At 62.7% G+C, this 20,289-nt stretch carries 16 protein-coding genes; 10 read left to right on the top strand and 6 right to left on the bottom strand.

The features are described 5' to 3' along the window. Positions 1 to 11 precede the first annotated feature (11 nt). The 3 genes from AC56PL_RS25295 to AC56PL_RS25285 form a co-directional block, all read right to left on the bottom strand. Entirely contained in the window at positions 12 to 821 is an 810-nt protein-coding gene (locus tag AC56PL_RS25295) for an SDR family NAD(P)-dependent oxidoreductase (protein WP_497155526.1), read from the bottom strand. 55 nt (positions 822 to 876) lie between these two features. Next, positions 877 to 1,701, bottom strand: a complete 825-nt coding sequence (locus AC56PL_RS25290) for an SDR family NAD(P)-dependent oxidoreductase (protein WP_497155525.1) — start codon at positions 1,699 to 1,701, stop codon at positions 877 to 879. Between the two features lie 69 nt (positions 1,702 to 1,770). Beyond that, positions 1,771 to 3,723, bottom strand: coding sequence for a flavin-containing monooxygenase (locus tag AC56PL_RS25285; protein WP_497155524.1), 1,953 nt, complete (start codon positions 3,721 to 3,723; stop codon positions 1,771 to 1,773). Between the two features lie 121 nt (positions 3,724 to 3,844). Between AC56PL_RS25285 and AC56PL_RS25280 the strand changes: the two genes are divergently transcribed. From AC56PL_RS25280 to AC56PL_RS25250, 7 genes are all read left to right on the top strand, one after another. Next, positions 3,845 to 4,741, top strand: a complete 897-nt coding sequence (locus tag AC56PL_RS25280; protein WP_497155523.1) for an IclR family transcriptional regulator — start codon at positions 3,845 to 3,847, stop codon at positions 4,739 to 4,741. 10 nt (positions 4,742 to 4,751) lie between these two features. Beyond that, entirely contained in the window at positions 4,752 to 5,567 is an 816-nt protein-coding gene (locus AC56PL_RS25275) for an alpha/beta hydrolase fold domain-containing protein (RefSeq protein ID WP_497155522.1), read from the top strand. A gap of 62 nt (positions 5,568 to 5,629) precedes the next feature. Then, positions 5,630 to 7,207, top strand: coding sequence for an AMP-binding protein (locus tag AC56PL_RS25270; protein ID WP_497155648.1), 1,578 nt, complete (start codon positions 5,630 to 5,632; stop codon positions 7,205 to 7,207). Positions 7,208 to 7,641: 434 nt separating this feature from the next. Continuing rightward, the gene (locus tag AC56PL_RS25265) at positions 7,642 to 8,598 is read left to right on the top strand and encodes an ABC transporter permease subunit (protein WP_495517341.1); all 957 of its coding nucleotides are present in this window, start codon (positions 7,642 to 7,644) and stop codon (positions 8,596 to 8,598) included. Then, positions 8,595 to 9,500 (top strand): ABC transporter permease, encoded by a 906-nt coding sequence (locus AC56PL_RS25260; protein WP_497155521.1) that lies wholly within the window; start codon positions 8,595 to 8,597, stop codon positions 9,498 to 9,500. Before AC56PL_RS25265 ends, AC56PL_RS25260 begins: the two co-directional genes overlap by 4 nt. A gap of 28 nt (positions 9,501 to 9,528) precedes the next feature. After that, the gene (locus AC56PL_RS25255; protein WP_497155520.1) at positions 9,529 to 10,593 is read left to right on the top strand and encodes an ABC transporter ATP-binding protein; all 1,065 of its coding nucleotides are present in this window, start codon (positions 9,529 to 9,531) and stop codon (positions 10,591 to 10,593) included. A gap of 5 nt (positions 10,594 to 10,598) precedes the next feature. Next, entirely contained in the window at positions 10,599 to 11,627 is a 1,029-nt protein-coding gene (locus AC56PL_RS25250) for an oligopeptide/dipeptide ABC transporter ATP-binding protein (RefSeq protein WP_495517344.1), read from the top strand. A 59-nt stretch (positions 11,628 to 11,686) separates the two neighbouring features. Here AC56PL_RS25250 and AC56PL_RS25245 read toward each other — a convergent pair whose 3' ends face one another. After that, the gene (locus tag AC56PL_RS25245; protein WP_495517345.1) at positions 11,687 to 12,802 is read right to left on the bottom strand and encodes a glycosyltransferase; all 1,116 of its coding nucleotides are present in this window, start codon (positions 12,800 to 12,802) and stop codon (positions 11,687 to 11,689) included. 257 nt (positions 12,803 to 13,059) lie between these two features. Here AC56PL_RS25245 and AC56PL_RS25240 point away from each other — a divergent pair, with 257 nt between their 5' ends. Together AC56PL_RS25240 and AC56PL_RS25235 are read left to right on the top strand one after the other, a co-directional pair. Then, positions 13,060 to 14,229, top strand: a complete 1,170-nt coding sequence (locus AC56PL_RS25240) for a glycosyltransferase family 4 protein (RefSeq protein ID WP_497155519.1) — start codon at positions 13,060 to 13,062, stop codon at positions 14,227 to 14,229. Continuing rightward, positions 14,222 to 15,847: a glycosyl hydrolase family 28-related protein gene (locus AC56PL_RS25235; RefSeq protein ID WP_497155518.1), complete on the top strand. Its 1,626-nt coding sequence runs from the start codon at positions 14,222 to 14,224 to the stop codon at positions 15,845 to 15,847. The genes AC56PL_RS25240 and AC56PL_RS25235 overlap by 8 nt, the downstream gene beginning before the upstream one ends. A gap of 27 nt (positions 15,848 to 15,874) precedes the next feature. Here AC56PL_RS25235 and AC56PL_RS25230 read toward each other — a convergent pair whose 3' ends face one another. Continuing rightward, positions 15,875 to 17,392 (bottom strand): AAA family ATPase, encoded by a 1,518-nt coding sequence (locus AC56PL_RS25230; protein WP_495517348.1) that lies wholly within the window; start codon positions 17,390 to 17,392, stop codon positions 15,875 to 15,877. After that, positions 17,389 to 18,747 carry a hypothetical protein gene (locus tag AC56PL_RS25225; RefSeq protein ID WP_495517349.1) on the bottom strand — a complete coding sequence of 453 codons (1,359 nt, stop codon included), beginning with the start codon at positions 18,745 to 18,747 and terminating at the stop codon, positions 17,389 to 17,391. The genes AC56PL_RS25230 and AC56PL_RS25225 overlap by 4 nt, the downstream gene beginning before the upstream one ends. A 354-nt stretch (positions 18,748 to 19,101) precedes the next feature. On the opposite strand from AC56PL_RS25225, the gene AC56PL_RS25220 reads away from it, so the two are divergent. After that, positions 19,102 to 20,280, top strand: a complete 1,179-nt coding sequence (locus tag AC56PL_RS25220; RefSeq protein ID WP_497155517.1) for a polysaccharide biosynthesis protein — start codon at positions 19,102 to 19,104, stop codon at positions 20,278 to 20,280. Positions 20,281 to 20,289 lie beyond the last annotated feature (9 nt).

Genomic DNA, 20,289 nt, shown 5'->3' with positions numbered 1-20,289 from the left:
GTCGTCGGCGTCTAGGCCATGAATGAACCACCGTTGATCCGCACCACCTGGCCGGTGATGAACGCGCCGGCGGAAGAGGCGAGTTGCAGGGCCGACAGCGCGATGTCGCGGGTGGTGCCGACCACCCCGATCGGCGACGCCGTTGTCATCATCGTGATGTATTCATCGCGCTTGCCGTGATCGATGGAACCGTCGGCATCGGTCCAGTGCTGATTGGTCATACCTGTCTCGACCCATCCAGGAGCGATGGCGTTGACGCGGATGCCGGCCGGCCCCAACTCCAGTGCGAAGGTGCGGGTCAACTGCGCCACACCACCTTTCGATATCGCATAGGTGATGCGTCCGGGGCTGGACCGGTCGAGGATGGCCGAGGTGAGATTGATGATGCTCCCACCGGCCGACATCACCCGGCCCGCTGCCTGGCACGCGAAGAACGTGCCGCCGACATTGATACGAAGTACTTTCTCGAGTTCCTCGGGTGTCACCTCGAGTGCATTTCGCATGATCATGATGCCTGCCGCGTTGACCAGGATGTCCAGCCGGCCATGTTGGGCGACAACATTATCGACGGTCCTGGATACCGCCGCGGGATCGGAGACGTCCAGGTGCTGGGTATCGATGGACAGGCCTTCGTTCCCGGCACGGATACGGGTCTGCGCCAGACCGGATTCGTCGATGTCTGTGGCGATCACACGCGCCCCAGCCGACGCGAGCACGATCGCCGTCTCTTGGCCGATGCCACTGCCTCCGCCGGTGATGAGCGCGACTTTGTCGGTAACGAGAAAAGCGTCGGTCACAGCCGGGATGTGGCCGTCGGTCATAGGATGCTCCGTTCTGGCCCCGCGGCCGGTGATCACAGACGTTCCGGCGGTCGGGCTAGGACGACGCATTCGAGAACGCGGCGTTGCGGCCGATTTGGTCTTCGGTCATGCGCCAGGGACTCTGGATCACTGCGCCACCGTCGACGACCAGCGTCTGACCGGTCATCTTCGCGGAGAGGCCGGAGGCGAGGAACAGGACGGTATCGGCGATGTCGCGCCCGCGAGGTGGTGCGAGTGCATTGACGACATCCTCACCGAAGGGGATTTCCGGGAGATCCCAGTTGCCGCCGCCGACGTTGCCGGGTGCGATCGAGTTGACCCGTACGCCGTGCTTGCCGTATTCGTCGGCGAACGTCTTCACGAGCGAGACGACGCCGGCCTTGGCCGCTCCGTATCCGGCATGGAAGCGGGACGAACCGATTCCGTCGACCGAGGTGATGGCGATGAGTGAGCCGCCCTTCTCATTCAGGATCAGGTGCGGGATAGCAGCTTTGAACACATAGAAGACCTGCGTGAGATTGAGGAGGATCTGCGCGTCCCAATCTTCATCCGGGATGTCGGCGGCCTTGCTCCACATTGCACCGCCGACGATGTCGACGCATACGTCCAGCCCTCCCATCTGAGCCGCGGCCTCGTCGACCGCACGCCGAGCCTCACCGGAGTCGAGCACGTCGGCAACGATCGCGAATGCCTTGCCGCCCTCGGCGGCTATCTCCCGGACGGTCTGGTCGGCGCGTTCGGCGTCCTTGTCGACACAGGCGACGGTGGCACCGGCCCTGGCGAGCTGCAACGCGGAACCACGCCCGTTCCCGGCACGCATGGGGATGAATCCCGCGCCGACGACGATGGCGCGGGCCCCGTCCAGTCCTAGATCGATCATGTTGAGTTCTCGGCTTTCTCTTGTGTGGTCGGTGCAGTAGGCGTCAGGTTGTGGTGTGCGTCGGAGGCTTCAGGCCACGGTTTCGAGTTCGTCGGTTCCGTCGGTGTCCGAAGAGCTCTGTGCCACAGCGGAAAACGTGAAGTCGGCCCGATTGAGATGCAGGAGCCGCGTTGCGAGTTCCAGTCCGGATATCGGGGTGCTCGTACCAAGCCGTCCGTGCTCATTGACGTAGTAGTTTCGCTTCGGGTTCGCGGCAGGATCGAGCCAGATGAGTTTGCTTGCCTCGTCGTCGACCGCATTGTTGTACTCCCAGAAGGCCTCGTTGGTGACCTCGGCGCAGGTGTTCCCGTCTTCTACGACGGCGACGATCACCCTGGCGATGTAGCCCACCCACGACTCCATCCACGCGGGGAGTCCGCCGACGCCGATGCCGCCACCGGTTGCCGGCTGCGCGTTGGGGCCATAGAGCACGAACAGATTCGGGAACTCGGGAATTGCCAGGCCCAGGTATGCCCGCGGACCTCCCGGCAGATTCCAGCGATCTTCGATACTGACACCTCCGCGTCCGCGGAAGTCGATCGGCCACAACCATTTCGTCACCTCGAAGCCGACTGCGCTGAGCGCCATGTCGATTCTTCTCTCGGTGCCGTCGACGGTGACGATCCCATGCTCGGTGAACTTTTCGATGCCGTCGGTCACCAGTTCCACGTTGTCCCGGGTGAGCGATCGGTACCAGCCGTTGTCCACCACCGGACGTCGTGCCGCGGGCGTGTAGTCGGGTACGAGCTTTTCGACGAGGTCGGCGCGGTCATCGACCTGGGAGCGGATGTACTGGGTCAGATTCGCCCGGAGCCGGTCGTTGCTCTTGCTGAAAATGCCACCGGCAGCGCGCCATTCGGGATCGGGCTGGATCGTGTCGCGGGGATTGTTGGGTTTGAGTGCCGTGGTGCGGGCCCAGTTCCAGTAATGCGGGATGTTGTCGAGAATCCACCGCATCTCCGGGCTCACGGTTTCGCCGTATCCTTCGCGGGGCGCGATCCACTGCGGGGTTCGCTGGAACACATGAACCTGCTCGGCGTCCTCCGCGATCCGAGACAGAATCTGGACTCCGGTGGAACCGTTGCCGATGATCGCGACCGATTTGCCCTTCGCGCTGTGCTCGTCGGTCCACTCCGTCGTATGAATGATTTCACCGGTGAAGTCCTCGATACCCTTGGTGTCGAGCCTCTTCGGAGTCGAGAACAGCCCCGTCGCAGTGACGACAAAGTTGCTGGTCACGTTCTCGGACACGCCATCACGGTCGGCCACCTGCAGCGACCACATCGACGTCGACTCATCGAACTCGGCAGCCTGCACCTCGTGCTCGAACCTGATGTTCTGGAATACGTTGTATGACTTCGCGACCATCTCGAGATAGCTGCGCACCTCGGGCTGTCGCGCGAATTGTTCGGTCCACGGATGGTTTTTCACGAAGCTGTACTCGTACGTGGTGCTCGCTGTGTCGACGCGCGCATCCGGGTACGTGTTGATGGCCCAGGTTCCCCCGACATCTGGTCGCCGCTCGTAGAGCACGTACGAGATATCGAGTTGTTCGAGTTGGACGGCCATCGCGATTCCGCACAGGCCCGCGCCGACGATGACAACGGTGAAATCGTCTGCACGGTCCGGGCGCTGCTCGGTCCACTTCGTGAAAAGCGGGAACTTCTCAACCGCGGGCATGGTCCGCGCCACCGCGAACTCTGCGTCGGTGAGCTCGTGACCCAGAGCGAGTTCCATCATCGAGCGGAGTTCATCTTCGTCGAGTTCTCGCGGGATGTACGTGGCGGCATTGTTGGCCACGAACTCTTCGGCTTTGCGGAACAGGTCGGCCCGCGATTCTTCGGCAATAGTCATCTCGAACGCGGCGCCACTGCGGATCGGCACCAGCTCCAGCTTCATTGCCGCGAGCTCTTCATCGCCGGTGGCGTGCAGCAGTGCCAGTCGCAGGGCGTGAAGATTCGAACTTTCCAAAGCTTTTCTCATGAACAAGCGATTCACCATTTCCCACCATTTTTCAGCATTTCGAAACCGGTTTCGGAACTTGGTGGATTACGCTAGCCTGAGGCGAAGATCACGTCAACGATTTGCTCACAGAAGGATTTGGATGGCCCTCTCGGCGCGGCGCGCATTGCAAGTACTGGACTTTCTGACGGTGAATGAGCGCGGCACCTTCACTCTCAGCGAGCTCTCGAAGGCGCTGGATGTGAGTCCGGGCTCGATGTTTGCGGTGCTCAAGACCATGGGCGAGGGGGGTTACGTGTCGCGGCACCCGCGCCACAAGACGTACACACTCGGTCCCGCGGTGTTGGCTGCCGGGCACGCGGCAGCGGGAGCCAACCCGGTTATCGAACTGGCGCGCCAGGAGTTGGCAGCGCTGGCGGCGGCGACCGGACACGAGTGCACGGGCACCGTCATGGTCGGCAGGGACATCCTCTGTATTGCCGTAGAAGGCAGGCCGACTGGGCGACAGCTCGAACTCGCGCCCGGACAGCGGATACCACTGCAGCCCCCGTTCGGGCAGCCCTTCATGGCATGGATGGCCCCAGCCGAGTTGCGCGAGCGGATCTTGGAAATGCCGGCAGATCTGCACGAACGCGTGACCGACTATCTCCAGTCATACGGTCCGGCCGTACGGCAACGGGGTTACACGGTGGGTCTGGACGATCCGAACCCCGTACGACGTTCACTGACCCACGACCTCGCCGAACGCCCGAACGATCTCGGTCTCCGCGAAGCCCTGCTCGAACAGTTCTTTGACGACCAGCCGAACTATGCGGTTTTGCAGGTCGATCCGGATGTCGAATACACCGTCGGGAACATCGCGGCGCCGGTCTTCGACCCCGACGGCCGGGTTGTCTTCTGCCTCACCCTGCTTCACATCGGCAAGCTCGTCGGCAAAGAGATCGCGACGGCAGCGCAGCCCGTCATCGCCTCGGCGCAGTTGTTGACGAGGCAGATCGGCGGTCGCGCGCCAACCCATGACTGGAATGAACCACTTTGAGAGGCAGGCGATGACCGAAACAGAGTTTGCTGCAGCCGATCCGGACGTCAGCGTCGAAGTCGAACAACTCGACTTCGCGGGCGTACCGGTGCTGCGGATCCGGCCGTGCGGCGCAGGTACCGATACCGCCTTGCTCCATTTCCACGGGGGTGGCTACCGCAAAGGGTCCCCGCAGATGTTCTCCGAGAGCGTGTCTCGAATCGCGGTCGCCTGCAAGACCCAGGTGTTCTCCGTGGGCTATCGCCTCTCGACCGAGAGTGCGTTCCCCGCTGCGGTGGACGATGCGCTGACCGCCTACCGGTTGATCATCGAACAGGTCGGGCCCGAACGTCTGGTGCTGTGGGGGGATTCTGCGGGAGGTGGACTGGCCGCGGCGCTGTTGCTGCGGATACGGCAACTGGAGATATCGGCTCCCGCCGGCGCATTCCTGTTCTCACCCTGGGCCGACCTGCGTAATACTGCCGCGAGTTTTTCCGAGAATGCCGCAACCGACGCCCGCTTCTCGCTCGACCAGGCGACCGAAGCTGCAGCGGGCTACCTGGCCGGGACCCCGGAGACGGATCCGCTGGCCTCGCCGGTCCTGGGAGATTGGGCGGGTCAGCCGCGAATCATCGTGCAGGTCAGTGATTCCGAGGTGCTCCGGGACGACTCGTTGCTCCTGTGTCGCACCGCCGCCGAAGCGGGGGTCGATGTGCGTCTGAAGGTGCACGAAGGGGAACCGCACATCTGGAACCTCTCGTATCCGTCAACCCCCGGTTCAACTCTCGCGATCGAGTACATGGTCGAGCAACTCTCAGAGCTGCTCGATCCGATTGCACACACCTGAGGCCAGCTCGCCGCATCAAGCCAGAAAACACACTTCAGATCGTGAAAGGAACTGTTAAGCAGATGAGTTCGACGATCAGCGCGATTCCCGTTCGAGACCTCCCCGACCACCTGAGAGCGCACTACGAGGCGATGGGGTGGTGGACGGATGAGTCGCTCGGAGAAATTCTCGGCAAGGGTTTGAACGACTCTGCCGGGGTCCACTTCCGGATTCATTCGAAGGTTCGGCCGTATTCGGGAACATTGGCCGACGTCGAACTGGTTGCCCGTCGGCTGGCGGCAGGATTGCGGGCCCGCGGTGTGCGAGCAGGGGATGTCGTCGCCTTTCAACTACCGAACTGGATGGAAGCGGCGGCCACGTTCTGGGCATCGTCGTTACTCGGTGCAGTGGTCGTACCGATCGTGCATTTCTATGGCCCAAAGGAATTGGGTTTCATACTCGAGCGCGCCAAGCCGCGTGTGTTCATCACTGCCGATCGGTTCGGGCGGATGACGTACGTTCCGGAGGTCAGTGCAGCAGTACCGATCGTGGGTGTGGTCGGTCTGAACTTCGACGACCTGCTCGATGATGTTCCGATGGTCGGCTCCCTCGACGTCGACCCGGCCAGTCCGGCATTGATCGCGTACACCTCGGGGACGACGCGTGACCCGAAGGGTGTCATCCACACTCACCAGACGCTGGCATTCGAGACGCGGCAACTACTCGCGAACTACCAGGCGGACCGCGGCAGGCAACTCACCGCGCTCCCGGTCGGCCACTTCATCGGCATGTTGGGGGCTTTCCTGGTCCCGGTGCTCGAGGGGACCCCGGTCGACCTCTGCGACGAGTGGGATCCGACCAGGGTGATCGCCCTGATGGATTCCGATGGTGTCGCGATCGGTGGCGGACCGACGTACTTCGTGACCAGTCTGTTGGACCATCCCGACTTCACCCCGGACCATCTGCATTACCTCAAATACATCGGACTCGGCGGCTCGACTGTTCCCGCCGCGGTCACCCGGCGCCTCTCCGACCTGGGCATCATCGTCACCCGGTCGTATGGGAGCACCGAACATCCATCGATCACCGGATCGGTCACAACTGCTCCCGAAGACAAGCGACTGCTGACCGATGGCAATCCCAAGCTGGGCGTCGAGATCCGGCTGGGGGAAGACGGCGAAATTCTCAGCCGCGGACCGGATCTGTGCCTGGGCTATACCGACCCGGAGTTGACGGCACAGGCGTTCGACGAGGATGGCTGGTATCGCACCGGTGATATCGGGGTGATCGACGACGATGGTTATCTGATGATCACAGATCGTAAGTCCGACATCATTATTCGCGGTGGCGAGAATGTGAGTGCCGCGCAGGTCGAGGACGTTCTGCTCGAAATGTTCGCGATTGCGGAAGCGGTGGTCGTCGCGGCGCCGGACAAGCGACTGGGGGAACGCACTGCCGCGGTGGTGCGGGTGAAACCCGGGCAGATGATGCCGACGCTCTCCGAGGTTCAACAGCATTTCGCAGATGCGGGCACGGCCAGACAGAAATGGCCGGAAGAGCTCCACGAGGTGGACGACTTTCCGCGGACAGCGTCCGGCAAGGTCAAAAAACACCACGTGCGGCGACAGATCGCCGACCTCCATATCGAAGGTGTCAGATGACATAAACGGGGCTCACGCACCACGGGCTGTCGGAGGCGACAGGCCGTTTCGCATACTGCAGCATTTGAATATGTTGTGGTAGCGCCTATTTGGCGCGCCGATTTCAGATTTCGGATCGGCGTTGTAGTTTTGCGTCCGCGAACTACACAATTCGCGTGGTTATAACCGCGGCTATTCAATTGGCATGCGAGTTTGTCTTTTGCTCTGGTCGGAAGTGTCCCCTGAGAAAAGTCCGATTTGGGTATTGCCATCGAGAGGACCGCTCTTCTATGGTGAGAGCACAGTCGCTGTCAATGCGGCGTTTGTCACAAGAAACCAGTGAAAGCGCTCAGGGTTGCACATGCCGTGGAGCGCAGCCCGTTCCGCGTAATCACCATGAATCGGCATGTCACCAGTTCCTTCTGCCCGTTGCTCAGGACGAAAGTTGACTATTCATGCTTCGCACAATTGCGACGCGTCTCGCGCGCAGTATTGCTGTGGTCCTATTGGTGACCATTGCGGTGGTGAGTTTGCTGAGTTTGGCTCCCGGTTCTGCATCGCAGGTCATTCTTGGTGACAATGCAACCCCCGAAGCCGTTGCGGAAATGGATGCGCAGTTGGGGCTTGACAGGCCGGTGTGGTCACAGTATCTGGACTGGCTGGGTAATGCGGTGACCGGGGACCTCGGTACCTCGCCTTTGACGAATCAGTCTGTCACCGAAGCCATCTTCGAGCGACTGCCGGTGACGTTGGAGCTGGCAGCATTGGGTCTGTTGATCGCCTTGGTGGTCTCGATCGTGATGGGTGTGATCTCGGCGTCACGGCCCGGGTCAGCCCTGGATCGCGGCATCAACGCGCTCTCGGCGGTCTTCTTGTCGGTGCCGGCATTCATTGCCGGTCCGATCCTCATCTACTTCTTCGCGATCCAGCTGCAGATGTTCCCGGTGCTCGGATGGTCCGATATCAGTGACGGATTGGGTTTGAATCTGCAGAGCGCCCTGCTGCCCGCGATCGCGATCGCACTGACCGAGATCGCCTCCTTCCACCGGTTGTTGCGCACCGACCTGATCGGCACCCTCGGTGAGGACTACATCGCCGCGGCCCGCGCGAAAGGGATGTCGGGCACCTACGTGATGTTCCGGCATGCCTTCCGGCCCTCGTCGTTCTCATTGATCACCCTGGCCGGAATCAATTTGGGCCGGTTGATCGGCGGCACGGTGATCGTCGAAACACTGTTCGGTCTACCAGGTTTGGGGCAACTGATCGCCGCGTCCATCACCACCCGCGACCTGATCATGGTGCAGGGCATCGTGGTGTTCGTCGCCGTCGTCTATGTCTCCATCAACACCATCGTCGATCTCAGTTATGGACTGATCGACCCACGCGTCCGGAAGGTGGCGGCCACAGCATGACCGACATGATCACCAAAGAACCCCTCCCCGCCGCCGGCCCGCATACCGAACCCGCGACACCGGTGCTGGTGGTCCCGGCGGTTCGCAAACCCCGCTCGTTTCTGGTGTACCTGTCAGTGGGCTGGCTGGTCGCACTGATCCTGGCAGCGCTGTTCGCCAACCTGCTTCCCATCGCCCCTTACGACACCCCCGTGGGCGCACCCCGACTGAATCCGGCCTTCGGATCACTCGATCTGCTCTTGGGGACCGACAACTTCGGACGCTCCGAGCTGTCCCGAATCATCTACGGCGCCCGGGTCTCATTGGTCGTGGGAACCGTTGCCGGACTGGTGGGGTTCATCATCGGATCGCTGATCGGATTGGTTGGTGGCTACTTCGGTCGCCACCTGGACAACGGCATCTCATTGCTGGCCGATGCCATGCTCGCCTTCCCGCCCCTGATCCTGCTGCTGGCCCTGGCCTCGATCTTCGAACCCAGTGTCACGACCATGCTCGCCGGACTGACCCTCGTCGTCGTCCCGGCTTTCATCCGCCTTTCCCGAGCCAACACGATGGCATGGTCGTCGCGAGAGTTCGTCCGCGCCGCAAGGAATATGGGTGCCGGCCACTCTCGGATCCTGTTCAAAGAGATCCTGCCCAACGTGATCGCGCCACTGGCGTCCTACCTGCCCATCGTGATGGCAGCCTTGATCGTGGCCGAAGGCTCCCTGAGCTTTCTCGGACTGGGCATACCCCCACCCACGCCCAGTTGGGGCGGAATGATCAGCGACGGCAAGGACGCGCTCGCGACGTCGCCGCACCTGGTCTTCGTGCCGGCGCTGGCCATCTTCTTCACCGTCTTCGCCCTCAATCAGCTCGGCGACCACCTCCGCATGAAGTTCGACAAGACAATCCAGCACTGAGACATGATCGAGCCGAGGAAGAGTGACCATGAGCGTTGAGTCCGAGATGGAACGGCCCGGCGACCCTTCAGGGCTCGCGAAAGGCAAGCGTGCCGGTCCGCTGCTCGAGGTGAAGAATCTTCGGGCGTATATCGGTACCGCGCGTGGGACGGTTCGGGCTGTCGACGATGTGTCCCTTTCGCTCGACACCGGTCAGGCACTCGGCGTCGTGGGGGAGTCCGGTTCGGGAAAATCGGTGATGGCCCGGGCCATCATGGGGTTGATGCCGCCGCGCTCTGCACGCTCGGGTGAGGTGACCTTTCAGGGCCGGGATCTGTTGGCCCTGAACAAGAAGGAGACGCTGGAGATCTGGGGGAAACAGATCGCCATGGTGTTCCAGGACCCGGGCCGGTCCCTCAATCCGGTGGTGCGGGTGGAGCGTCAACTCACCGAGGGGATGCGCAAGCACCTCGGTGTCAGCCGTTCCGAAGCGAGCAGCCGGGCGCTGAAACTCCTTCAGGAAGTGGGGGTTCCCGATCCGGAACGGCGGCTTCGGAACTATCCGCATGAGATGTCGGGCGGGATGCGTCAGCGGGTGATGATCGCGATCGCGCTGGCGTGCGAGCCGGACCTGCTGATCGCCGACGAGCCGACGACCGCGCTCGACGTGACCATCCAGCGCCAGATCCTGGACCTGTTGCGGCGGGTGCAACGCGAACGCGACATGGGCATGATGCTGATCAGCCACGACCTCGCCGTCGTCGCCGGACGCACCGATCGGGTGTCGGTCATGTACGCAGGCCGGCTCGCCGAAGTCGGTTCCACCCGTCAGGTTTTCGAGGCGCCGATGCATCGCTACACCCACGCGCTCCTGGGCGCCACACCGACCATCGACCATGCCCGGCACGCGCCCTTGCGGGTGATCTCGGGCTCGTTGCCCGATCCCACCGCGCCACCGTCAGGGTGCCGGTTTGCGCCGCGGTGCGAACACGCAGAGACGAACTGCGTCACACCGGGCCCGACGCTGCAATCAGCGGGCGGCGATCATCAGGTGGCGTGTCTGCACCCGGTCCTGCCGCAGCCCATCAAAACCCTCGAACTGTCCGGAAGGTAGAACTCATGGCTGGCAGCGGCACCGCGCATCTACGCGGCGATCAGGCACTCCTGCGCGTCGAGGACCTCGTCGTGGAATACCCCACCAGCGCCGGCACCGTGCAGGCGGTCTCCAAGATCAGCTTCGATGTACTGCCCGGTGAAACCCTGGGCATCGTAGGGGAATCCGGTTGTGGAAAATCGACCACCGGCCGGGCGGTCCTGCGTCTGGACCGGGTCACCGCGGGCCGGATCCGGTTCGGCGACGATTGGATCGAAAAGGCCGACGAAAAGGCCATGCGGGTGCTGCGGCGCGACATGCAGATGATCTTTCAGGACCCGGTCAGCTCCCTGAATCCGCGCCGATCCGTCAAGGACATCGTCGTGGAAGGGATGGCCGTGGCGGGCGCCGGAAAAGCTGACCGCGCCACCACGTCGGCCAAGGTCCTCGACTCGGTGGGTCTTTCCCCGGAACGGTATTCAGATGTCCTCCCACGCGCGCTCTCCGGTGGACAAGCCCAACGGGTGGCCATCGCCCGCGCCCTGGCGCTGAACCCGCGACTGTTGATCTGCGACGAACCCGTCTCCGCACTCGACGTATCGGTGCAAGCCCAAATCCTCAATCTCATCGAAGAACTCAAAGCGGAGTTCGACCTCACCGTGGTGTTCATCGCCCACGACCTCGGCGTCGTGCGCACCGTCAGCGACAAGGTCATGGTGATGTACCTGGGCAAGGTCTGCGAGTTCGGCGACTCGGTCCAGGTGTACGACAGTCCCGCTCACCCCTACACCCGGGCGTTGCTGGACTCGGTGCCACTGACCGACCCCGACAAGGGATTCGCCGGACCGGCACTCGAAGGCGACGTACCCTCACCTCTGGCCCCGCCGACCGGATGTCGTTTCCGCACTCGCTGTCCCAACGCCCAGGATCTCTGCACCACAACAGAACCCGAGGTCAGAGAGATTCGATCCGGACAGTTCGCCGCCTGTCACTTCCCGCTCGAATCAACGCCCGGGAGCAACGAAGCGAGCTCGGTCAAGACACTTGTGGGTTAGTGCTACGCGAGAACGGTTTCCCGTGCAGCGCGCAGCACCAGATCTGGCCGTCGCAGTGGTCAGCGGGCTTTGAGTACGCCGTCGACGACACCGATCATGTTCTCTCCAAACATCTTCCGCGAGAACCCTTCGGCCCATGTGCGGATTCTCTCTGAGTCGAACTCTGTCGGATCGAATGCCTCCATGGCGTGGGCGAGCCCGCTGACCACGTGTTCGTCGTCACCGGTGGGAACAAGCATCCCGGTCTCGCCCGGGATGACCGTGTCGAGCGCACCGCCCTCGCCCAAGGCGATCACCGGTGTCCCGGTGGCCATCGCCTCGACCGGAACGATGCCGAAGTCCTCGACACCGGGCATTATCAGAGCTCGTGCGCGCCGGTAGAGCGCCAGTAGTTCATCGTGGGGGAGTCGCCCGGCAAAGATCGTGTCGGCAGCGGCCAGCTCTTTGCAGACGTCCATCCATCGGCCGTCGCCCACGACGACGAGTCGTTTACCGGCCCGCCGCGCGGCCATGATCGCGAGATCCGGTCGTTTGTAGGGCACCAGACGACCGGCGAGCAGGAAGAAGTCCTCCCGCTCGATCGAGTGGTCAGGCGTGAAACCGTCTGTGTCCACGGGTGGATGCACCACCACTGCTTCCCGGCCCCACCAGCGGTGAATCCTGTCGGCGACCTCGCTCGAGTTCGCGACGATCTGCGTGAGCCGGTCCACGGCTTTCAACTCATCCCGACGCGCCACCCGCGCCAGTCCCGCGAGCACGGCCGCACCGGCGGCGCCCCCGGCTTCTTGCGCACGAAAGGCGGGGTCCCAAGCCCAGCGCGCCGGGCTGTGCACGTATGCGATCACCGGGGCGTCGGTGGCGAAGGCGGCCTGCGTGGCAAACGCGTGATGACTCACCACCACCGCATCCACCGCACCCAGTTTCATGCCGCGAAAGGCTCTTGGCAGCAACGGCATCAATGGGGCGTAAGAAGACTGCCCCAGCAAGCGGTAAGCGCCGTCGACCCATGTCGTCACCGGGGGGGACGACAGGCCGGCCGGTATGCCCGCCGGACGGGCAATGGGAACGTGGACGGCAGCATGCGGCCACGTCACGGACATCTGCTCGACCACATGTTCAGAACCGGCGATCTCCGTGAATCGCTCGTGGACTATCGCCAACCGGGGACCGGTCATGATTGCTTCGGGGACTCGCGACGGGTGGCAATCACTCGGCGTGGACCCATTTCATCCGGGACCCCAGACAATTGAGAATTGCGGATATTCACGCAAAGTCGCCCTTCGCTTGCCGAGAAATGCAGCTGAAGAACTGCCGCTGCCCCAGTAAATGGTCAGTTCGTTCGTGTCCGAAGATATCATTTTCTCTTGGAGGTCGCCGTGTCACCGCGCGAATAACTGTTTCACCGATTTGTCAGACCTGCGATAATGAATTCGTGGACACTTCCCGCGCCGCTCAGGCGAGCTGCGACAGCGTGTTACCCGTTGATGTGCTATTTGATGCCCGGCATATCCGTCAGAGCGGTATCGGCACTTACATCAGGACACAGATCCCGTATCTCGAACAGGTGCTGGGCGATCGTGGATTCACTCTGGCGATACTCACCGATCGAGACGCGATACCTGTGATCAGCGCAAACACGCGTGTGATTCTCTCCGACCCTGCCGATGCCCGGATGTATTCGGCGCAGGAACAGCGTGCGTGGGGTCGTGCATTGTCCCTGACGCGTCCCCAGGCACTGTGGGTCCCGCACTATCCTTTTCCTCTTGCTCTATTGTCTCCACGCCGTCGAAACGTGCGATTTTTTTCCACGGTGCACGACACCCTCCATGTCGAAGACAACAAGTTGAGCGATCAGAATCTGGCCAAGAACGTGTACGCACGGACAATGCTGCAACTCGGCGCACGACGGGCGGAAACAATTTTCACGCCGTCCCAGGCGACCGCGCGTTCCATGGCCGCGATCGCACCTTCGGCCGAGATACTGGTGACTCCCATCCCAGTTGACGATATTTGGTTTTCTCCCCCCGAACCCACACCGTCACCGATTCAGCCGCCGTATGTGTTGTATGTCGGCAACATCAAGCGGCACAAGAACCTGCCGGTGCTTCTCGATGCGTTTGCGGCGATAGCGGATTCGGTGCCGCACAAACTGGTGATTGCCGGTGGCGATGAGTCGCTCAGAACGCTCGACGAGCGAGTCAACCGGCTCGTGGACAGCCTGGGTGACCGTGTGCAGCTGACGGGCAGACTTCCCTTTGACCAGTTGCGCGCTCTGGTCGCGCGCGCGGACATGCTTGTGATGCCATCGCTTTACGAGGGTGCAGGCCTCCCGCCGCTGGAGGCAATGGCATCGCACACCGCTGTCCTGTCGTCGAACATCCCGGTCCTGGTGGAAACGTGTGGTGACGGCGCTGAGTATTTCGACCCGCATGACGCTGCGGCGTTGGCGCTGCTCATGAAGAAGTACTGCAATGATGGCGCCGCCAGGGCATTGTTGAGTGATCGTGGGCAGCTGCATGTCAAGCGGCGCCAGTCGGAGATTTCGTCGCCGGTGACGGCCGAGGCGATCTGTTCGGTATTGAAGAGGAGATCCATTGTCTGACAGGTCGTCGGCGCTATCGCGTCGTAGTTTTCTCGGTGTGCTTCCGGCAGCGTTGGCGCTCACCTCGTGTTCCGCCGCCTTGCCCGTATCCACCCACGCCGTTCGCCTCGTCGCCGACGACGGCGAGATCCGCGATGTCCGCGCTTTCGGCGCCGTGGGTGATGGCGTACACGATGACTCCGTTGCCATCCGCAACGCCGTCTCCGCGTTGAGGTCTGGAGACGTCTTACGTTTCCCGTCTGGCCGGTATCGCTTCGCGGAGCGTAATCCGACAGGCGCCGCGGCGATCTCGATAGCCGGGATCTCCGACGTTTCCATCGACTTCGACGCAGGCGCCGAACTGTTGATGGACAATCTCGACGCCAACGGTGCCGGCACGAGCCACGGCATCGTGCTGCGCGGCCCGTTGGAGCGCGTATCACTCCAGAACGTGACAGTGCGGTGGACAACCCAGCCGGCGCAGCGGTCCATGGGCGACGGTATCCGCGTGGTGGGCTACCCATCGGAAACGTCCGCCGTCCCCAGTGGTTGGACCGGCTCCAACGGTCCGGCGAGCGGGGTGAGCCTGCTGAACTGCAGCGTGGAGTCGAGCCCGCAGGCGGGTGTGATCATGATGGGCGTTTCCGACATCACTGTCGACGGCCTGCACGTCGAGAACACCATGGCCGACGGACTTCATTTCAACGCGTGCCGCCGCGGAAGCATCGAACGCTTTTCAGCGACCAATACTGGTGACGACGGTCTGGCCCTGGTGACCTATCACACCGCGGTGAACCAGTTCGACAATGCTTCCGAGACCTTCTCGTTCCCCGCTCTGACCGGGTGGTCGAATGCCGACTTCAGCATCTCCGATGTGGTCGTGACGGGCGGTGCGGCGAACGGGATGCGTCTGGCCGGTGTCAACAGGTCGACGATCACCGGGGTAACGGTCAGTGGCAAGACGAATGGTGCAGGTGTCATGGTCGATTCGGCCGCGGCTGACTCAAATGCCGGGTGGCGCTACGTGGCATCGCGAGGAGTGAGCCTCACCGGGCTCTCCATTGAGAACTCGCAGATGGGGTTGCACGTACTCGCAAGACCGAACGGGTCAACCGGCGACGCGTTCAGCCGTTTCGACCTCGACATCTCGGGGGTCACCGTATCCGATTGCCGTAGTTGGTCCGTTCTCATGGAATCAGTCGCAGCACAACCGGTCACGGGTGTCCGACTGGCGGATTGTTCCGTGACCGACACAGAGATCGCCCAGGGCACCGGGGCGGTCGGGTTGCAGACCGCGCAGGGCATGTCATTGGGAACCGTCTCCGTGACGAGCACGAAGCCGGGGCTGGCGTTCTCTGCTCACAACTCACCGGACTTGGAGATCGACCAGCTCAGCGTGACGGTGACCGGCCCTCCGATCAGTTCCGAAGGTGGCGGACCATTCGTCCAGTTCCTCGGCTCGTCCGGGGCGGTGTCGACCGCGGAATTGGTCTGGACGCAAGCGCCTTCGGGGTGGCTGCCGATCTTGATCTATAGCGACCGGTGCGTCGGTGGGACACCCGGAAACACCGAGGTGACCATCGGCGCCGTGACCACCAACCCGCCGAAGGGAGAGCCGATCTTCGTCGCCTGCCGATGACGAACCCGATGTCCCACCGGCCCTTGGTCAGACGATTGTTTTGACGGGACGGGACGCAGGTGCCAGCAGATGAGTACCTGACAATCGTTTGCCTCGTTTGCGCACGCTGCGGACCAGTGGCCTCGGAAAGTCATTGAGCACAACGCCGCACATGCGGACTCCGGCCAATGACAAGCGCTCGAGGGCAGCACTCAGCTCTGCGTACCTGGTGTGGTCGGACCGCGCCACCAGCAGGATGCCGTCGGCCCAACGTCCCAGCACGAGCGCATCGGATCGGGTACCCAGCGGTGCGGTGTCCACGATGATGTAGTCGGCGCGAGCGGCGAGATCTGCCAGTCCGGTGCGCATCCGACCGGTGCCGATCAGCTCGGACCAACCGGCCGCGGCGGGACCGCTTGAGATGAGCGAGAGTTTCGAATATCTACTCGCGGAGACATATCGGCCGATGTCACCGTCACCCAGAAGGTAGTTGGACAACCCGGCCGGTGCGGCCAGGTCCCCGGAGCCCTCGGAGTCGGGTGGGGCGGCGTCGACGTAAACGACCTCGTTTCCACTCTCTGCGAGAGCGGCTGCGAGATTCACCGCGACCGCTGTCTTGCCGTCGCCGCCGACCGCGCTCGAGACGACGATGGTCCGGCAATCGCCTTGGCCGGGTTCGTGGTCGGCGATCACGGCGCGAAGCCGGCGGAATGCTTCGGCCGCGGGACCGTCTCTTCGGAAGTCGACGAGACCGGATTCCAGTGCCTTGTCGGCAGGAATGCCTGCCAACACCGGCCCGGACAGAAACTTGCCGAGTGCGCCCGCATCCTGAACTCTTCGGCTCACCTGTTTCCGCAGATACGCGTAGAGCAATCCGACCAGCAGTCCTGCGACCACGCCGAGTGCGGTGTTGCGCACATACTTCGGGCCGCCCTCGGCGTCGTCGGACAGAGCCGGGCTGATCACGGACAACCGCACCGGGTCGGCGTCCACCGTCGTCGGCTGTTCGGGCGTAGAGGTGATCCCGTCCACCGTGGCCGGCTGTTCGGGGGCAGGGGTGATCCCGTCCACCGTGGCCGGCTGCTCGGGCGCAGAGGTGATCCCGTCCAGCGCCGAGACGGTGCCCGGAAGCGCTTGTGCCAGGCCGTTGGCAAGCTCTGCGGACGTGTCCGCGTCGTCCGCGCGGACCGTCACCGTCAGGATCGCGCTTCCGACGTTGGCGCTGGCCGTGGTCATTTCACGCACATCGGAGATCGACATCGCCAGTCCGGTGTTTTCAAGCGCGGTTTCGATGACCAGGTCAGAGGTCAGCAATTTCGTGTACGCCTCGGTCCGCTGGCGACTCATACCATCGGTGTCACCGAAGTGGGGCGTCTGGTAGATCACTGCCGACGACTCGTAGCTCGGCGACTGCGCGGTGGTCAGGACCGCACCCAGGATCCCGCCGACCAATGCTCCCAACAGTAAGACGATCCACCGACTGCGGACCGCGGCAACCGCGCTGCGTAGCCATTCGCTACCCACATTGCCTGGTCGATATGCAGTACCTGCAAAGTTGCTAGTCAAGTGACTTCACATTTCCTCTCGGAACCATGCGTTCCAGCTTTCCCGATGGACGGTCCCCGTGCCGCCAAGAACACGCAAACAAGCGTCAGAAGTACGAGGAAAAGGGTAATTCCCTGGGTCAACAATTGAATACGCCACACTTCGGCAAAGCAGTAGGCAATAACCCCGGCCGATCCGGCAACCACTGGTCCGTATGTCAGGAACCGCCCGAAGACGTAGCCGGCCAGCGGAAACAGCAGAAGCGTGTAAAGCCATCCCCACGCTCCAAAATCTGCGTAGGTATCGGCGAATTCGGAGTTGGTCGTGAAGTTCGGCGCAAATGAGACAGTGAAGTCGTACGAGTCGGCGCCCAGTGATTCCTTGGCCCGGACCTCGTGCGCCGGGACCAGGAAGCTGGGTAATGCCGCCGCCGCCGAGTCGACCGGGGCCCCGGGGTTGTCGAAGGATCCGCGCATGACCGCGTCCGCCACCCCCATGGACACCTGCGCAGGCACGGCAAGGTATGCGCCGGACTGGTAGAGGTTCATCGCGATCGGATTCGACACACCCGCATCGCGGTAGTAGTTGCCGTTTCGGATGTAGTTGAGTGCGGTGAGGAGCGTGAACATGAGCGCAACCGCGACGAGCAGTTGCCAAGGCCGTACCGATTTACGGTCGGCACCCGCGGATTCGCGGGGAACCGCGGTCTGCAAGACGACGTACACCACGACCGCCATCAGCAGCGAGAGGCGAGAGGCAACCATCGAGTTGGCCACCAGCAGGAGGACTGCCAACAGCATGAAACCGGGGTGCAGCACCTTCTTTCGCCACAGGTAGACGCTGATGGGTGCCGCCAGGATGGTCGCGTACCGAAGCGTGGCGATACCGGCCGAATCCGGTAGCGCCTCCGTGAATGTGTTGCCGGTCTGGGTGGTCAAAGCGTCGCTGATCGATGTCGCGGCGGCGATTCGGGAGTACGCATATCCGACGCCGATCGCGGACACCGCGAGGATGAGGAAAAAGTACCGCCGCTCGAACGTCGGACCGGTGGTGCGCTCGACGAGTTCCGGTGTCGGCGTTGTCCCGAGCCCCAGTCGCCAACCGACTGTCGCCAGGACAACGACGGCTCCGTACCAGACAGCCAGCAACGTCACGCCGGGAACGGTGAACGGGGCCGGTTGAAGAAACCCGCGCAGATCCATCCATGAGCCCGCCGGGCATCCCCCGGCCGAACACCAGCCGATCAAGGACGCCCACGCAATGAACGACCCGAGGACCGGGATGAGGATTACAACGGCCGGCGCGAGCCACCATGTCGGTGCATTGCTACGCGGCGGACTCTCCGCGGCCGATTTCGGCAGAAAATCAAACTGCATGATGGTGGCGGGGTGTGATTGCGCAACAATTCTGCGGCCGGGCGGGATCGAAATATCGACCGGTGGAAAAGGATGTCGCACAACCCACCGCTGAGTCCTCTCCATCACAAACCAAAGTGGCTCGATCTCAGCGAGCAGGGCAACCAATCCGTGACATAGACTACTACAGGTGGAGCGGACATTTCGGTGCAGAAGTGCAATAACGCACTTGCTACCAGGAATTGCCCCAACCAGATTGAATCCCGCTGGCGAGAATATTTGGGCGTCGCATCGTGGAGCGGTCCACGACACCTATTTCGAAGAATTCATGGACGTGACCGGCGAGGCCGACGTGTGGTGACACGAATACGGTCAGTGGTTGACGGGAAGCGCGTCGAGCCGCTGGTGCAAATCGCCGCCGGGCTGGCACTCAACGCTTTCCCGGCAATTTTCGTCGCAGTATTCGCGCGCGTCGCGCCGATCGACCAACAGGGTCGCCTGGCCGTTTCGCTGGCGATCGGAACCTATGTGGCCCAGCTGCTGTCGGCGTTCGTGGTCGAGTCCCGCCTTGCCACCCCAGAAGCGGACCACAAGATAAAGATGCCCTGGTGGATGGCATTGCTGAGCCTTGTATCCGGCACCCTTCTCATCGTGAGTCCGCCGGTACCGCCGACGGTCGTCACGCTGGTCGGCGTGCTGGGACTGTCGTCAGGGTTGCTGATGGCCCGGACGATCGGAGTCGTTCGGGGCAGTTGGAAGCTCGAATCGGTTGCCGCAGCAGTCCTCATGGTGGGCGCTCTGGGGGCCTTGATCCTTGCCGTGGGTGACAACTCCAACTGCGTAAGGGTTCTGGCCGCGGGTGCCCTGCTGGCCATCCTCATCAGGTGTTGGCCACTGCCGGACCGGCGGGAATCAGGTTTGCCGCCTGACCTGACCAGAGCTGCGTGGGTCACCGGCGAAACCGCGACGGTTGGCATGGTGCAACCCGCATTGGCGTCCTTCATCCTGGTGATCCTCGGCCCGTCGGCAGCTGTTGGTTTCCGGGTTGTCTCAACCATTTCGGGAGTTCTCGAACCGATCCTTGCCTATGGCCGCGTGCGTCAGCTCGCCCACGGGCACAAGGGCGAGGTGGCAGGCGTCGCGTTGATCCTTGTTGTCGGCACGGCGGCGATCTTCGGCAGTGCCTACCTGGGAGTGTGGAGCTTGATCTTCGGCCCCGCCTGGAGCAGCTCCCTGTATGTCGGTTTGGCGATCGCATGCCTGTGGAAGGTGTGCATGCTGATCACCACCATTCCCTTTGCCGCGCTGCGACGAGCGGGACTGACGAAGATGGTCTTCTGGCTCAGAGCTGCGAACACCGCGCTCTACGTCGTGCTGGGACTGGCCTTCCTGTTCGGTTTCCACTCCAGCACTGCTGTATTCGTCTCGTTTGTCATCACCGAGGTACTCATGTTCGTGCCTTATCACGTGGCCGCGTCGAGATTGGCGCCGGAATACAACTCGGTCTTCGTGAGCAGGAAGCGAGCTCATGGACTCGCGTCCGACAGGGCATGAAAGGCTCTA

The sequence above is a fragment of the Williamsia sp. Y721 genome (genome assembly GCF_059683565.1).
Note: the sequence above shows the minus strand (reverse complement) of the source record. Positions and strands in the feature narration are given on the sequence as shown.

Bases quoted from the DNA above. Each gene is read 5' to 3' on its own strand.
- AC56PL_RS25260 (WP_497155521.1), top strand. From the start codon at position 8,595: ATGACCGACATGATCACCAAAGAACCCCTCCCCGCCGCCGGCCCGCAT.
- AC56PL_RS25275 (WP_497155522.1), top strand. From the start codon at position 4,752: ATGACCGAAACAGAGTTTGCTGCAGCCGATCCGGACGTCAGCGTCGAA.
- AC56PL_RS25245 (WP_495517345.1), bottom strand. From the start codon at position 12,802: ATGACCGGTCCCCGGTTGGCGATAGTCCACGAGCGATTCACGGAGATC.
- AC56PL_RS25295 (WP_497155526.1), bottom strand. From the start codon at position 821: ATGACCGACGGCCACATCCCGGCTGTGACCGACGCTTTTCTCGTTACC.
- AC56PL_RS25255 (WP_497155520.1), top strand. From the start codon at position 9,529: ATGAGCGTTGAGTCCGAGATGGAACGGCCCGGCGACCCTTCAGGGCTC.
- AC56PL_RS25270 (WP_497155648.1), top strand. From the start codon at position 5,630: ATGAGTTCGACGATCAGCGCGATTCCCGTTCGAGACCTCCCCGACCAC.
- AC56PL_RS25250 (WP_495517344.1), top strand. From the start codon at position 10,599: ATGGCTGGCAGCGGCACCGCGCATCTACGCGGCGATCAGGCACTCCTG.
- AC56PL_RS25285 (WP_497155524.1), bottom strand. From the start codon at position 3,723: ATGAGAAAAGCTTTGGAAAGTTCGAATCTTCACGCCCTGCGACTGGCA.
- AC56PL_RS25280 (WP_497155523.1), top strand. From the start codon at position 3,845: ATGGCCCTCTCGGCGCGGCGCGCATTGCAAGTACTGGACTTTCTGACG.
- AC56PL_RS25290 (WP_497155525.1), bottom strand. From the start codon at position 1,701: ATGATCGATCTAGGACTGGACGGGGCCCGCGCCATCGTCGTCGGCGCG.
- AC56PL_RS25225 (WP_495517349.1), bottom strand. From the start codon at position 18,747: ATGCAGTTTGATTTTCTGCCGAAATCGGCCGCGGAGAGTCCGCCGCGT.
- AC56PL_RS25265 (WP_495517341.1), top strand. From the start codon at position 7,642: ATGCTTCGCACAATTGCGACGCGTCTCGCGCGCAGTATTGCTGTGGTC.